This is a genomic window from Dolichospermum sp. UHCC 0352, assembly GCF_009711925.1.
Lineage (GTDB): Bacteria > Cyanobacteriota > Cyanobacteriia > Cyanobacteriales > Nostocaceae > Dolichospermum > Dolichospermum lemmermannii.
In genome coordinates this window covers 1-14,819 of record NZ_VIKY01000032.1, presented here as the reverse complement: position 1 = coordinate 14,819, position 14,819 = coordinate 1, and the positions used below count along the sequence as shown (strand labels likewise).

Below are 14,819 nucleotides of genomic sequence, written 5' to 3'. Positions count from 1 at the left end.
GCTGATTTCAACCCTTATTCCTTGCACCTGATTCACCTTTTTTACCTTCAAACTCTTGATATATCTCAGTTCTAGGTTTATTCAGCAGCCCCTACATAGAAGACCCGCATCATGGTTGAGAATCTTGATTGCGAATAAATAGAGCCTCCGGCACGCTCCGCGAACGCCGTTGGCACTTCCTCCACGCATCTATTGCCAAGTGGCTTCCGTGCCTTTCGTTCTATTTGGTGAAGGCAAAAACCAGAAATTAGCGGTAAATTGAAATTTAGGAATTAGTTTGTAAATAATCAATTGCGGCTGCTAATTTGTGAGGATAACTTTCAGCAAATCTTTCAAACCATAATCCTTCTGATGATAATGGATCTAATTTAGCTAACCATTGTTTAGCAGGTTTTTCTAAAGCTGCTTTTTGTTTAGCTTGAAGTTTTTCTTGATGAATTTTCTCCTGTGTTAATTCTTCTTGTTTTTGCAGTGCGACCGCCGCATCTTTTGCCAAAATATCAGCTTGTACATCTGCTAATAAGTTATTTACAAATACATCAGATTTAGTATCAGGTAAATGGACAAATTGAATGGTTTGTAAATTATTCTGTGGTTCTGTGGGTTTGGATTGGATATATGCAGTTTTATTTTCAGCCAAATCAGCTTGTACTTCTGATAACAATTTATCTATGAATACATCTGATTTGATTGTGGGTGAAACCGATTTAACTGGGGTTAAATTATTTTCTGGTGCTGTGGTTTTTGGTTCTGTATATTCAGTTTTGAGTTCAGCTAATAGCTTGTCAATGGAATCCATATTTGTAATTCCTAAAAAATATAAGATCCCCGACTTCTTTTTTTATCAAATTATGAATTGATGTGAAAATTGGGGGATCATTTTTAATTTTTAATTCACGACGGTAATAGTACCGCAAGGCGGAAGTCAAAAGTCAAAAGCAATATTCAGCAAGCTTTTTTAATTTTTAATTGTTAATTTTTAATTCCGCCTTGCGGTGCTAGTCATTAATGGCATTGAGGAGAACTTCTGATAAACTCATATCTTCCATATCATCCATTGTGATAGTGTCGCAAATATCAAACTTAGCACCTGCACTTTGCAATTCATCATCCAAGATTTTCAAAAAGCGGGTAGCTTGAGCATCATTACCGACTTGAATAAAGGAAATAGCTAATTCTTCATCTCTATCCAGACGACGAGAAACTTCAATAATTACCTTCATGACGGCTTTGCGATCATCTGGTTCACCGTCAGTAACTACTAAAATTGTTTCCCCATTGGGTTGACTTTTACTAGAGGCTTTACGTTGTAGATAATCATCAGTAGCGTGTTTCAAAACACCCGCTAAATCTGTTGTTCCTGAAGGATCATTTTCTTGAAAAATTTGTGTTACTTTAGCAGATGTGACATTTTCATAACGTTTAAATTTCCCAGAAAATAAGTAAATAGTAATGCCATCTGGATCAAGTTGTTCACATTTACTTGCTAATGCAAAAGTAGATTCTTGTGCTGTTGCCCATCTAGTTCTACCACCTTTTTGATCTGGGGTAGCCATGCTACCGCTTTTATCAATAATTAAGGTGTAATCACGGTTTTCTAGCATGACTAAACTCTCCAGATATTAGGAATTTTTGTTAATTAATCAGTGATGGCATTCATTAAAACATCAGCTAAACTCATGTCTTCTAAATCATCTAAAGTTACGGTATCACAAATATCGAATTTAGCACCAACACTTTGTAATTGATCATCTAAGGCTTTAAGAAATTTGGTGGCTTGAGGATCTGAACCGACTTGAATCATGGAAATTCCTAATTCTTCATCTTTTTCCATTTGTTGGGTAGCACGAATGATAATTTCAAATACGGCTTTGCGATCATCTGGTTCACCGTCAGTAATGACTAAAATCGTTTCTCCATTAAGTTTTGTTGTCCCAGCGGCTTTGCGCTGAAAGTAGTTATTTAGGGCATCTTGGAGGACACTTCCTAAGTTAGTCGTACCGGATGGATCATTTTCCTGAAATATCTGGGCAACTTTAGCAGCAGTAACATTTTCATAACGTTTAAATCTGCCGGAAAAAACGTAAACTGTAATGCCATCAGGATCAAATTCTTCACACTTTCTGGCTAAAGCAATGGTAGATTCTTCAGCTATCTTCCATCTAGTTCTTCCACCCGCTTGGTCGGGTGTGGACATACTACCGCTTTTGTCAATAATTAAGGTATAGTCACGATCGCTCATCATAATCTTCCTATTGTCATTTTTCTATCTCTAGTTTAACCGTTAAGTATGAATACAGCAGGAATAAAGGAGTCAGGAGTCAGGAGTCAGAATGAAGAAGGAAGAATGAATAAGGAGTAAAACTGGCTTGCTGTCTGGCTTTGAATTTAGATCCTGTACCTCATTAATCTGCAATCTGCTGTGATTCATCCGTCCTTATCTGCGTTTATCTGCGTTTATCTGCGTTTGATTATTCTTAAATTCTAATTCTATGCAGCTTGATCTTAATTACGAATTACCAACTTTTGCTTTAGGATAAGCAATGCGTTTGTGATGAAATTGTTGCCAAACATCCACAAATATTTGGGCAATTTTTGGCATTTCTTCTCTTGTCAAGCCCGAATCTATTAATTGTTCATCTTGCCATTTTGCTTTGAGAATATTATTCAGCATATTCAATGCTTTTTCTGGAGTTGCATCTTTAAGACTGCGTAATGCGGCTTCACAAGAATCCGCTAACATGACGATTCCTGTTTCCCGTGATTGGGGGATAGGACCATCATAACAAAAATCTGCTTTATCTACGATGATATGGGGATTTTCTTGGGCTATTTGTTGGGCTTGGTGATAAAAATAAGCGATCGCCATTGTGCCTTGATGTTCGGGAATAAAAGCCTGAATTGCCGTTGGTAAACTGTGTTTCTTCGCCATTACTACCCCTTCCGTCACGTGCTTTTTAATCAATTCGGCACTTTTCCAAGGATCTTGAATTTCTGTTTCATGTTTATTGGGACTGCCAATTTGATTTTCAATAAATCCCAAGGGATCGTGCATTTTGCCAATATCATGATACAGAGTTCCCGCCCTAACTAATTCTACATTACATCCCAATTGTTTAGCCGCAGCTTCAGCTAGAGTTGCCACTAATAAAGTATGTTGAAAAGTTCCTGGAGTTTCCGTAGCTAGTCGCTTTAATAATGGGCGGTTGGGATTAGCTAATTCTGCCAAGCGGATAGGAGTAATCACATCAAATAATGTTTCTAAATAAGGACTTAAACCCAAAGCCACAATACTCCAAGACAAGCCAGATACAGCAAACAAACCTGCTTCTTGGAAGATATACCAACCCGAACCAAATACCCCACCTGTGAGGATTTTTAATAGTAAGAATACACCACCTTGGGTTAAGGCAGAGACAACACCTAATAATGCTAATTCTTCACGCGATCGCAATCTATGAGCGACATAACTACTTAACATTCCCCCCATAGCCCCAGCCAACAATACCAGAATATTTGTATCTGTGGTAATTGGGAGTATCAGCGACAATAACCCTACTACTGTTATCCCTACAGTTGGTCCATAGAAACTGCCTAATAATAAACCAATAGCACTCCAAGTAGTATAGGGTAAACTCATTGCCAATACTCCAGGAACACTGAGGCTAAGAAGTAAAACTAATAGGCGATCGCGTTGTCGCAAATAGTTATGACTTTTTCTTTCTATCCAGACAAAAATCTGAATCCCTCCAGTAACAACCATACCGACAATTGTTAAACCCATCCAATTCACTTGGCGGCCAATCAGGCGATAATGTTCTAATACCTGAAATTTCCATTTAGTAATTTTTTCTCCTTTACTAACAATTACCTCTGCTTTTTTCACCCGGATCATTACAGATTGTATTTGATTAGCTACCAGTTCATCTTGTTGTTTTGTTTGGGCTTCGTCTTGTTTAAGATTTGGTTGTAGTACGGCTAATAATAATTTTGTTACTAGGGGTTCAGCTTCACTAGGTACAGATGATTGCACTTGCAAATTAACTGCATTATTCAAAATAGTTTTAGGTAATCCAGCATATATACCTTGGGCAAGAATTCGCTCGGCAATTTTATGAATCCCATCTTGTGTTTTTAACCAATCATCATCAGTTAAATCTAAAATAATAGGTTCTGTATAAAAATTTTTAATTTGTCCAGTTTCTATTTGTGATGCTTTCTCAATTGCTTGATTATATTTTTGTCTAACTTGAGAGATTTTGGTAATCAATGCTGAAAAATTAGATTCTGATCCAGTAAATTGATAAGCTTCTAGTTCTGATAATGCTTGAATAAAACTAGCTTCATCACTCTGCTTTCCATAAATAGGAAAAGGTTTAGACAATTGCAATACCGGAAAATTTGATGATATTTGTGGAGACAACAAAAATTTTGAATTTTGTTTTTTTAAATTTTGTTTTCTATTATTTTCTAAAGTTACTTTCAGCTTTTGCCATTCTGATTCAGGAAAAGTCCTAAGATAACGTTGAATAGAAATTGATAAAACGGCAGGATCAAAAAATGGAAACCCGTCAACTATATCCCTAAGTTCATTAGTTGTATCTAAAAATTTTTCCACCTGTTCATTAATTTGTTCATTTATATGGTTATCAATCATGAGAACAGGCACAGATTTATCTATAGCATCTTTTCGTTTCTGTTCTGTTTCTTGCTGATCTTCAACATCATCTGTGAAAGGAGCAGTAAATGTTTGTAAAGCAATATTATCAACTTTCATTCTTGGTTGGTTATATAAACCATGTCCCATTACACTTGTGAGTGATAAGATTGCCAATACCAAAATTATTGAAGAGCGTTTTTGATGTATCCATAGAAGAATAAATTTATCAATACCACGAGTTTTCTTAACTAATTTAACAGTTGATTGTTGTGTCTGTCTCTGTTTGCCTTGTTTTCCTTGATGACTATTTGCTGATAAATACAGAAGTAGATTTTTTAGAAAATTCCCATGCAGTTTATGCTGATACTTTCCTTTTCGGAATAGCACTTTATACTGCCGCTGCCATTGCCTCAGTTGCTGGCTCAAGGATTGCAAAAATCGCTGCGTTTTCATCTTTCCTTCCGCGAAATACCCCAAATATGGCTGATGTCTCCGCCATGCTACCGCGAACGCCACTCTAGCTGGATAAAAAGTTAGGGAGTGATAGCAGTTCCCATTTGACCTTTGCTGAATCAGATCATTTCAACGTCTACGGATAATATGAGGAGCAGCAAAGATAGTATATCCTGTGTCCACAAATTCGCCGCAATTATCGCTCAAGTCATATACTCCAGACCACACCGCCATCATTGTATCGGCTAATGTGAACATTTGGGCAAAACTCTCAAGTCCCCAAGCCGGGGAGTTAGTGACTGACGGAGAAATTTGCCAATTTACAGGTATACCAACTGTACTGTTATACGCGCCTGATAATGCTCCAGCAATTGCACCTGTAATATTTTGATTGGCAAAATTGTGATTTTGATTAGCTCTTAATACGGTCAGGGGAAAGTCTTCTAATGTACTCCCAAAGCAGTAAAAAGCTAAACCAATATTGCTAATTAATTTTTCTGGACTACTCAATTCCCTTTGTGCTGTTTCTAGTCCCGCCCCTTTTTTTAATAAATTATTGACTTTTATTAATTCTTGTGGTATTAAAGTTGATGTTTTATCTAAAAAACTCACTGTTTCCGAAATCAGGCTGTGGGGGTTAAGTTTTTCATTCAGGGATTGAGCGATCGCATATCCTATAATTAAACTAGCATCTCTGATCATCGGCTCATTTTGCCCATTGAATATCCTTTGCACGGCTAAAATATTTTCTCGCATTCTATCGGTATTGTCATGAAAAAAAATCGCCACTGGTAATGTAGCGAGAATTATTTGTCCCCAGAAATTAATATTTGTTTCTAATTCAATACCTGCTTGTTCTTGACGCTTTAACCAGTCATCTACATCTAACCTGCCCAAACTGATTAAACTTTCCGTCCCCAAAACCGCAATTTTACCCAATCTAAAACTATTCTGGCTAGATAAACCCTCTCCCAAGAAAGCTCCCAGAAAAGTTCCCCTAACCCGATTCACAAGAGAATAACGCATAATTTTTAATCGGTGATTGGTAATTGGTAATTGGTAATTACTTCTTCTTCCCTGTCACCTGTCACCTAATTACTGCCTTAAATGGGACACCAGTGCTTGTAAGCCTAACAAATAACTTTGAGCGCCAAAGCCACTGATTTGGCCAATTACCACTGGTGCGATATAAGAATGATGGCGGAAATCTTCCCGACGATAAATATTACTTAGATGTACTTCGACAGTAGGTAAATTAACGGCAGCGATCGCATCCCTCAAAGCTACACTAGTATGAGTGTAAGCCCCAGCATTAATGACAATCCCCTGATGCTTTCCTAATGCCCCGTGTATAGCATCTACTAAAACCCCTTCATGATTTGACTGCAAGGGCAATATTTCGGCTTGTAGTTCCATTGCTTTAGACTCTAACAAGCGATTAATTTCTGCCAAAGTCAAAGAACCATAAATTCCCGGTTCTCTGAGTCCTAGCAAATTTAGATTTGGACCGTGCAGCACAAGAACACTTAAAGCTGGCAAATTCAACTCTCACACCTTCAATATTTTAGCGTCGTCGCCGAGAACGTTCATGTACAGGAATCGGAATCAGTTCCGGTTCCGGTTCAGCCTCTGGACCTAGCAGGCTATCAATTAACTTCCGCGCTAATTCTTTCAGCTTTTCCAGTACCTTTTCTATATAATCCATTAAACTGACCGCTCCTGAGATAGTACCTCAATTTTTTTTAACAGGGTCGCAGAAACTGGCGTATTATCACACCTTTAGCCTACAAAAAGGTTGACACATTTCCATAAGTATGATATATCCTACTAGGAAATTCTAATTTTGTGTTCTCCCTTACTTATTAGATTATCACATCCTTAATTAGTAATGGGTAATTGGTGATAAGGAATAGAAGTTTGGGAGTCAGTTGTCAGTTGTCAGTTGTCAGTAGGGGCGAAGCATTTGCAAGATAAATTATCGGTCATTGCCAAAAATAGTTCTCCAAATGCTTCGCCCGTACAGTTGTCAGTTGTTGGTTGTTGGGAGGAAGAAAACAGAAAAAATTTCCCCTGCTCCCTGCTCCCTACCTCTAACTTGCTGCGTCTTTCTTTTTTCCTCTAGTAGTAGTTGATTTAGTAGCAGTTGATTTAGTGGTTTTGCGGGGAGATTTTGTAGATGCTTTGGCTGAAAGTAATTCAATAGCTGTAGATAGCGTGATATTTTCTACTGATTCACCTTCAGGAAGACTGGCATTAGTTTTCCCGTGTTTAATGTAAGGACCATAGGGACCATCATAAATATTGACTGGTGAATCATCTTCTGGATGCGTACCCAACTCGCGTAAAGCTTCTTTAGACTTACTCTTAGCAGCAGCCCGTCCTTTTTTCGGTTCTGCCAATAATTCTAAAGCACGATTCAAGGAAATTGTCAAGACATCATCCGTAGATTTTAGAGAACGGTAATCTTTCCCCTCCTTCCCTTGGTCATGGACAACATAGGGGCCAAATCTTCCTAAACTAGCTTGGACTTTGCCACCAGTTTCGGGGTGAGTTCCCAAAGCACGGGGGAGAGATAATAAACCCACAGCCATATCTAAAGTGACGGTTTCTGGTGTCACACCTTTGAGTAAAGAAGCTTGTTTAGGCTTAGGATTTTCCTCAGTTTTATCGCCTAATTGAACGTAGGGACCATAAGTACCAAGTTTGATATAAATTGGTTCTCCAGTTTCCGGGTGACGACCGAGTTGGTCAGGTCCGGAAATTTTTTGTTTGAGGAGGATTTCCACCTGTTTGGGGTTCAGGTCAGCCGGGGTGAGGTTTTTGGGGATAGAAGCGGTAATTACTTCCTCACCATTGGTAACTTCGATATAAGGACCATATTTACCAATGCGGACTTTAGCATCTAGATTTTCTAGTTCTACAGTTCTAGCTTTACTGGCATCAATTTCGGTTTCCCGTTCCTTCACCAAAGTTTCTAAACCTTGTTCACCAAGATAAAATTTCTTTAAGTAGGGAAGCCATTGAGCTTCACCCGTGGAAATTTCATCCAAGGTTTGCTCCATTTTAGAAGTAAAACTAGGGTCAACAATATCTGGAAAATGTTTTTCCAGTAAATCAGTCACAGCGAAAGCCGTGAAAGTGGGAATTAGGGCATTATTCACCAATTGGGCATAATCTTTATCAATGATTGTGCCAATAATACTGGCGTAGGTACTAGGACGACCAATACCTTCACTTTCTAAGGTTTTCACCAAAGTTGCTTCGGTGTAACGGGCGGGAGGTTGGGTTTCATGACCTACCGCTTCCAGTTCATTACATTTGGGATGATCACCAACTTTCAGAGCAGGTAGAATTACTTCTTGGTCTTCTAAAGCGGCTTCAGGATCATCCGAACCTTCGACATAGGCGCGAAGATAGCCAGGAAAATCTATGCGCTTACCAGAGGAACGAAAACCAGCGTCTTCAACTTGGATTTGCACAGTAACTTGAGTTTGGCGAGAATCAGCCATTTGTGAGGCGACGGTGCGCTTCCAAATCAAATCATAAACAGCAAATTCTCGGCCACCTAAGCCAGTATCTTGGGGTGTGCGGAAACTACTACCAGCGGGACGAATGGCTTCGTGAGCTTCTTGTGCGCCTTTAGATTTAGTGGTGTATTGGCGAGGTTGGGGACTAAGATATTGTTTCCCGTATTTTTGTTCTACACAAGCACGGGCGGCGGTAATCGCTTGGTCGGATAAATGTACCGAATCTGTCCGCATATAGGTAATATACCCTTGCTCATACAAATTTTGAGCCACTCGCATCGTATCCCGTGCCGATAGGCGCAATTTGCGGTTAGATTCTTGTTGCAGTGTGGAAGTTGTGAACGGTGGCGCTGGTTTGCGGGTGACGGGACGTTCTTCCATATCCGCCACTGTCCAAGTTTTCCCTTCTAGGCGGGCTTTTAGGGCTTCGGCTTGTTCCTCGTTGAGTAATACAACATTACGCCCGGCGGTAATTCTGCCCGTTGTTGAGTCAAAATCGCTGCCTGTGGCAACTTTCGTGCCGCCAAGAGTCACCAGGACTGCGCTAAATGGACTTTTTTCTTGTTCTAAACTGGCTTTTAAATCCCAGTATGTACCTTCATGGAAAGCCCGGCGTTGTCGTTCTTTAATTACTAATAAGCGTACTGCTACAGATTGCACTCGCCCAGCGGATAACCCCCAGGCAATTTTTTTCCACAGTAGCGGCGATAGGGTATATCCTACTAATCGGTCTAAAATTCTTCTGGTTTCTTGGGCGCGAACTACCTGCTCATCAATATTACGGCAGTCTTTCAAAGCTTTTTGAATGGCTTCCTTGGTAATTTCATGAAAGACCATGCGCTTTGTTGGCACTTTCGGCTTGAGCAATTGGTATAAATGCCAACTAATACTTTCCCCTTCCCGGTCTTCGTCTGTGGCTAAAATCAGTTCAGTTACACCTTTGAGGGCTTCTTTAAGCTGAGTGACAATTTTCTTTTTGTCTTTGGGAACGACATAAATCGGTTCAAAGTCGGCTTCTACATTGACCCCAAGCTGCGCCCATTTTTCCCCTTTGACGGCTGCGGGAATTTCACTGGCCGACTGGGGAAGGTCACGGACATGACCCATTGAAGCTTCTACCACATAGTCTTTTGGTAGGTAGTTGCGAATGGTACGAGCTTTTGTGGGAGATTCGACGATAACAAGAGTTGACATGGAAATTTAAAAAGAATAATAGCTATGCAGCTAAATAGTTAAGTTGGGTTAATTTTTGCGAAATGTCAAGATGAAATATCATGCCTCAGCAGTGATTGTATACTTACACAAACTACCCAACAGGGGTAAATCTTTCTCAACTTCAGGTACAGTGATCTTTTTGAGAATGCTAGAAGTAACCTTTGAGAGTCAATTGTCAGTTATTTCCATCTTTAACTTATCTAGTACATATTTGACGACTATAGTTTGTAAAATATCCCTGGAATTTAATAGTACAAGACTCACAGTTGTTAAAGGTTGGGGAAATAAATAATTTAAAATTAGCTTAATTTTTCTAATTTGCCATTTTTTTATAGATGCTGTGTCAAAATTAACTTATACAGGAAGAAGTCAGTCCCTTCAAGCCAGGGAATAAATTCCCTGTCTAAAAGCTAAAGTCGGTTAAAACCGACTACTTTGGCATGAATAGGATAATTTTTTGATTTTGAGTTAACCAGAGTGCGTTTTAACGTACTTTAGCTTTTAGACCGGAACTTAAGTTCCGGGCGGGTTTGTTCAGCCAAGCAAATAAGTTACTTGTACTGAGCAATAAATTATACTTTTCAAACATACTCTAACCTTTGAATTGCATATTTGAAGGGAATATAAGCTGTCAAAAATTGATAGTAGTATTAACATTGGTGACTACCAAGTAAAAAAATATTCTAACTTGTCGCATAGATATAAGGTTTGACACTTGTAAGTATTTGTGTCAAACTTGTGCGTGTATAGTCTTTAGCTAAAAAGTGTTACAAGTTGTGACACATCCTATCGCCTTCAGATATCATCTTAATATCAATAATTAAATCCATGAATACTGTACCCAATTCTGCCCTGACGCTGACCTATAATCAACTCAGCACTTTCTCCGGTTTAGATAATTTCTGGCAGGTTTTCGATACCGCTTTTAGTACGCAATACAATCGTAGCGGTGCGGAAATCCTCCGTTTACAGTGGCAATCTGGTGATTTTAGTCAACTTCCGCAAATTGAAATTCTGGATAGTAACATTCTTGGTGGTGCTAATGGGGCTTATGCCAGTAGTAATAATAAGATTTATTTATCAGCTAATTTTGTCGCAACTGCTACACCAGAAACTTTGCTTGATACCCTGTTAGAGGAAATTGGGCATTTTGTAGATGCTCAAATTAATCAAACCGATAGCGCTGGAGATGAAGGGGCGATTTTTGCAGCTTTGGTGCAAGGGCGAGAATTGAGCAATGCTCAACTGCAACAGCTACAAGCAGAAGATGATAGTGCTGTTATCACTCTGAATACACAGACAATTGAGATTGAACAAGCAACCGTAGGAGTTAACCCAGCTTTTGATTTAATTGGACTGACTCGGTTACGCAACGATCCACAATTTGCCGGTATTGATGGCAGTGGTTTTTCAGTAGCAATAATAGATACAGGGTTAGATCGTAGCCATTCCTTAATTAGCCCAAATTTTAGAGCATTTGCTGATTTTGTCGAAGGTAGAACCAACGCCTATGACTCCGGTCAACACGGGACTCATGTAGCGGGAACAGTAGGTGCTAGAGATGAAAATATTGGGGTTGCACCTGATGTTGGTCTGATTGGCTTACGTGCTATAGGTCCTTTTAGTGCCATAAAAAATGCTCTCCAATGGGTTCTAAACAACCGCAATCAATATAATATCATTGCGGTCAATATGTCTTTAGGCGAAGGAAGCTTTTTGACAAATAACTCTCAGATCGAATCTGAAGGTGGTATTATCACTGAGATAAACGACATTATTGACAGGCTAGAAGATGTAGGAGTGACTATTGTTAGTGCTGCTGGGAATGATTATGCTGAAAAAGAGATCCCTGGTGTATCCTTTCCAGGGATATCTAGCACTCTCAACGTTGGTGCAGTCTGGCAAGACAATCAATCTTTAGGACAGTATGTTCCTGGCGGTAGTCAATCCGCACAACAACTTCCTGGGGCTGACCGTATTCTCGTATTTAGTCAGCGTCTAGATGACCCGAATAACACCTATGACACACTCTTTGCTCCAGGCGCAATGATCAGAAGCACTGTGCCAGGGGGAGGATTTGAGCGATGGCCAGGAACTAGTATGGCATCTCCTCACGTAGCGGGTGCTGTTGCGCTCATGCAAGAAGCCGCTGTTCAATTTGGAGGTAGGGTTTTAACTCCGGCTGAAATTGTGGAGATTCTGCGATCGACAGGTGATCAGATTGTTGATGGCGATGACGAGAACGATAACGTTGCCAATACTAATACTTCCTATCGTCGTCTGAACATTTATAACGCCATCAGCGAAATTAAACGGCGATTTGAGCAAATTGCACCTCCACCACCAGGCGGTGGAGCAGGAGATCCTAACGGAACCATTACCGGAGCTTATCTCGTACAAACAGGCCTAAATGGTTCTCCTGTGGATGCGCTCCTTGGCTCGATTGGAACAGATGGTGGAACAACCCAGGTTGGAAATAAAGATGTAGACATATTCCGTTTTGAAGTTGTTGTTCCCGGAACTGTGACTATTGAACTGGGTTCTCATCCCAACAATGCCAATGATTTTGATACGCTACTGCGACTGTTTAATTCATCAGGAACAGAATTAGCCTTTGATGATGATGGGGGTGCAGGAGATTTTTCTCGCCTGGAAGTTTCCCTAAATCCAGGCGTTTACTATGCAGGAATTAGTGGCTACAACAACGGAAATTACAATCCGAATCTAGCCGGAAGTGGCGTAGCCGCAGCCACTGGGAATTATTCCATTCAGTTTGGCCTTGGCAACACCGATTTCAACGGACTGCTAGAAAATGCCGTTGATATTAGTCTGGGAACAGATATAGATCCTTTTGACTTCAAAGAAGGCTTCATTGGTGCTGACTATGGTCAGTCTGTTGGTACTGGGGATGTAGATTTATTCAAGGTAATTATTCCTGATAATGGTACGCTCTACATTGATATTGATACCCCCTTTGATACGGGTTATGTAGATTCCTACCTGCGGCTGTTTGATGCCAATGGCAATCAGTTATCTTTTGCAGGCACAAGTGATCTGATTATCAGCGATGATGATCTATCTTTTGATGCTGATAAGTGGACTGAATTTACTGATTCTCTTTATCCTGACTTAGTTTTTGAAGATCCTACTGATAGAACCTATTATCATGGACACACCACCGATAGCTTTATTGCAGCAGGTGTAAGCAGAGGAGACGTTTACTATATTGGAGTTTCAGATTATGCTAATCGGAATTACAATACCCAAAATTTGAGTAACCGCTCTACTGCTGGCACTGGCGGTTTATACAATCTCACTGTCCAGTTTCTTAACAATGACCGCAATGGCAGTATTGCTCAAGCAGTCTCTAATATTTCTTTGCCTGTTACCGGACAACCAGGAACTATTGGCGCTGATACCGATCCGCAAACAGGCCAATCTTTCCAAGTGGGCGACCTTGATGTAGATTTTGTGAAAATTCGTGCAGCTACGGCGGGAATTTTAGAAGTTGACATTGATTCCTACGAAAATACTTCATTTACCACTCCCGTTGATACGGTTCTCTCAATCTTTGATGCCCAGGGAAAATTACTAGCTGAAAATGATGATACCAATAGTGTAGATCCCCTGCTACAATACCAAATTCAAGCCAATACAGATTACTTTGTTGCTGTTTCAGGATATGGCAATAGCAACTTCGATCCCTTCATGCTTGGCAGTGGTTCACCTGGCGACACAGGTCAGTACATTTTCAAAAGTCGATTACTATCCACTAACCAAGTTATCGGAAGTCTCTCAAACGATGCTATTAATAGCGATTTGGTTCAGAGCCAGCCTGTAACTATTGGCTCACCAGTTTTTGCCAATATCGGCAGCGATAACGACTTTGTTATTGGAGCTACTGACATCGACATCTATAGATTCGTTGCCAATTCAAGTGGTAAAGTCCAAATTCGCACGAGTACCTACGAAGAATTTAGTGCTGACACTTTCCTACGTTTCTTTGATGCTAATGGCACTGAAATTGCTTTCAATGACAATGAGAATAGTAATACCAGAGGCAGTTATTTAGAAGTACAAGTTACCTCTGGTAGTCAATATTAGATCGGGGTAAATGGTTACAGTGATCAGGCTCGAAACTATAATCCGATGACTGGTAGTGGTGCTGCCCCTGGAAGTCAGGGCAATTATACTCTGACACTAACTCCCAGCACTACCCTAGCAGTAGCTGTAATTGAATCAGCAGGAAACACCAAACTAGTCAAAGATGCCACCAACAAATACTTTGCCCAAGTGGCAACAAATACCCCAACCGCTATCAAAAACGGTGGACAACAAATCTACCAAAATATCTACGCTGGTTGGCAAACTCTAGCCGCAGAAACCGTCAATGGAGCTAATCAAGTTCTCTGGAAAAATATTCCTGGTAATTACTTACATATTTGGCGTTTAGATAGTAACTGGAATTGGGTTTCTTCTGAAGGACAATTTGGATTAAATTCGGCGGAAGCTTTCATCCAAGAAACTAACTTTGGTATAGATACAAATAGTGATGGTGTGATTGGTAATCCTTACAGCTTAATTGAATCAGCAGGTAATACCAAATTAGTCAAGGATGCAGCCAACAAATACTTTGCTCAAGTAGGAACAAATATCCCAACCGCTATAAAAAACGGTGGACAACAAATCTACCAAAATATCTACGCTGGTTGGCAAACTTTAGCCGCAGAAACCGTCAATGGAGTTAATCAAGTTCTCTGGAAAAATGTTGCTGGAAACTATCTGCATATTTGGCGTTTAGATAGTAACTGGAATTGGGTTTCTTCGGAAGGACAATTTGGATTAAATTCTGCTGATGCTTTCACCCAAGAAACTAACTTTGGTATAGATACAAATAGTGATGGCATAATTGGCATAATTGGCAATCCTTACAGTTTAATTGAATCAGCAGGTAATACCAAATT

At 39.9% G+C, this 14,819-nt stretch carries 10 protein-coding genes and 1 pseudogene; 3 read left to right on the top strand and 8 right to left on the bottom strand.

Annotation, left to right across the window (positions count from 1 at the left end; translation table 11 throughout):
• Window positions 1-265: 265 nt before the first annotated feature.
• The 7 genes from FJR06_RS02250 to FJR06_RS02220 form a co-directional block, all read right to left on the bottom strand.
• Entirely contained in the window at window positions 266-799 is a 534-nt protein-coding gene (locus FJR06_RS02250; protein WP_015081455.1) for a salt stress protein, Slr1339 family, read from the bottom strand.
• 199 nt (window positions 800-998) lie between these two features.
• Window positions 999-1,604 (bottom strand): VWA domain-containing protein, encoded by a 606-nt coding sequence (locus FJR06_RS02245; protein WP_148765217.1) that lies wholly within the window; start codon window positions 1,602-1,604, stop codon window positions 999-1,001.
• A gap of 35 nt (window positions 1,605-1,639) precedes the next feature.
• Window positions 1,640-2,245, bottom strand: a complete 606-nt coding sequence (locus FJR06_RS02240; protein ID WP_168634137.1) for a VWA domain-containing protein — start codon at window positions 2,243-2,245, stop codon at window positions 1,640-1,642.
• A 264-nt stretch (window positions 2,246-2,509) separates the two neighbouring features.
• Window positions 2,510-5,113: an HD family phosphohydrolase gene (locus FJR06_RS02235; RefSeq protein WP_168650593.1), complete on the bottom strand. Its 2,604-nt coding sequence runs from the start codon at window positions 5,111-5,113 to the stop codon at window positions 2,510-2,512.
• A gap of 129 nt (window positions 5,114-5,242) precedes the next feature.
• Window positions 5,243-6,139, bottom strand: coding sequence for an ADP-ribosylglycohydrolase family protein (locus tag FJR06_RS02230; protein WP_015081451.1), 897 nt, complete (start codon window positions 6,137-6,139; stop codon window positions 5,243-5,245).
• Window positions 6,140-6,208: 69 nt separating this feature from the next.
• Entirely contained in the window at window positions 6,209-6,652 is a 444-nt protein-coding gene (gene aroQ / locus FJR06_RS02225; RefSeq protein ID WP_168650591.1) for a type II 3-dehydroquinate dehydratase, read from the bottom strand.
• Between the two features lie 25 nt (window positions 6,653-6,677).
• A complete protein-coding gene (locus tag FJR06_RS02220) occupies window positions 6,678-6,818 on the bottom strand; it encodes a hypothetical protein (protein ID WP_015081449.1) in 141 nt (46 codons plus the stop codon).
• Window positions 6,819-7,055: 237 nt separating this feature from the next.
• Here FJR06_RS02220 and FJR06_RS02215 point away from each other — a divergent pair, with 237 nt between their 5' ends.
• The gene (locus FJR06_RS02215; RefSeq protein ID WP_168654041.1) at window positions 7,056-7,235 is read left to right on the top strand and encodes a hypothetical protein; all 180 of its coding nucleotides are present in this window, start codon (window positions 7,056-7,058) and stop codon (window positions 7,233-7,235) included.
• Here the strand turns inward: FJR06_RS02215 and topA are convergent.
• Complete coding sequence (topA, locus tag FJR06_RS02210; protein ID WP_168650590.1) at window positions 7,204-9,834, bottom strand: type I DNA topoisomerase; 2,631 nt, start codon at window positions 9,832-9,834, stop codon at window positions 7,204-7,206. The genes FJR06_RS02215 and topA overlap by 32 nt on opposite strands.
• 849 nt (window positions 9,835-10,683) lie before the next feature.
• Here topA and FJR06_RS02205 point away from each other — a divergent pair.
• Window positions 10,684-13,959, top strand: coding sequence for a S8 family serine peptidase (locus FJR06_RS02205; protein ID WP_168650589.1), 3,276 nt, complete (start codon window positions 10,684-10,686; stop codon window positions 13,957-13,959).
• 45 nt (window positions 13,960-14,004) lie between these two features.
• A pseudogene (locus FJR06_RS02200) lies at window positions 14,005-14,819 on the top strand (hypothetical protein); the annotation flags it as partial.

Excerpts from the sequence above, each read along its gene's own strand:
- FJR06_RS02205 (WP_168650589.1), top strand. The coding sequence starts at position 10,684 with ATGAATACTGTACCCAATTCTGCCCTGACGCTGACCTATAATCAACTC.
- FJR06_RS02245 (WP_148765217.1), bottom strand. The coding sequence starts at position 1,604 with ATGCTAGAAAACCGTGATTACACCTTAATTATTGATAAAAGCGGTAGC.
- FJR06_RS02235 (WP_168650593.1), bottom strand. The coding sequence starts at position 5,113 with ATGAAAACGCAGCGATTTTTGCAATCCTTGAGCCAGCAACTGAGGCAA.
- topA (WP_168650590.1), bottom strand. The coding sequence starts at position 9,834 with ATGTCAACTCTTGTTATCGTCGAATCTCCCACAAAAGCTCGTACCATT.
- FJR06_RS02250 (WP_015081455.1), bottom strand. The coding sequence starts at position 799 with ATGGATTCCATTGACAAGCTATTAGCTGAACTCAAAACTGAATATACA.
- FJR06_RS02240 (WP_168634137.1), bottom strand. The coding sequence starts at position 2,245 with ATGATGAGCGATCGTGACTATACCTTAATTATTGACAAAAGCGGTAGT.
- FJR06_RS02230 (WP_015081451.1), bottom strand. The coding sequence starts at position 6,139 with ATGCGTTATTCTCTTGTGAATCGGGTTAGGGGAACTTTTCTGGGAGCT.
- FJR06_RS02220 (WP_015081449.1), bottom strand. The coding sequence starts at position 6,818 with ATGGATTATATAGAAAAGGTACTGGAAAAGCTGAAAGAATTAGCGCGG.